At 52.8% G+C, this 337-nt stretch carries 1 protein-coding gene; it reads right to left on the bottom strand.

Features of this window, described 5'->3' with window-relative positions; all coding sequences use genetic code 11:
* Nucleotides 1–337 (bottom strand): peptide chain release factor-like protein (locus B3180_RS11485; RefSeq protein ID WP_286844653.1); only part of this gene is annotated, 337 nt, incomplete at both ends.

Raw genomic sequence — 337 nt, 5'->3', positions numbered from 1 at the left:
ATCGCCGGTTAGCACTTCATCTAATCGGTACAAGGTAAGGTTAATGCGGTGGTCTGTAACACGGCTCTGCGGATAGTTGTATGTACGGATACGCTCCGAACGGTCACCACTGCCCACTAAGTTACGACGCGTGCTGTCTTCTTCAGCCTGACGTTTTTCGTCTTCCAGACGCTGTATTCTTGCCTGCAAAACCGACATGGCTTTCGCCCGGTTTTTATGTTGAGAACGCTCTTCCTGACACTCAACGACCACCCCTGTCGGTAAGTGGGTAAGGCGAATCGCTGAATCGGTACGGTTAACGTGCTGACCACCCGCTCCTGAGGCGCGGTAAGATCGT

The organism is Idiomarina sp. UBA4206 (assembly GCF_002383015.1).
GTDB classification, from domain to species: Bacteria; Pseudomonadota; Gammaproteobacteria; order Enterobacterales; family Alteromonadaceae; genus Idiomarina; species Idiomarina abyssalis.
Note: the sequence above shows the minus strand (reverse complement) of the source record. Positions and strands in the feature narration are given on the sequence as shown.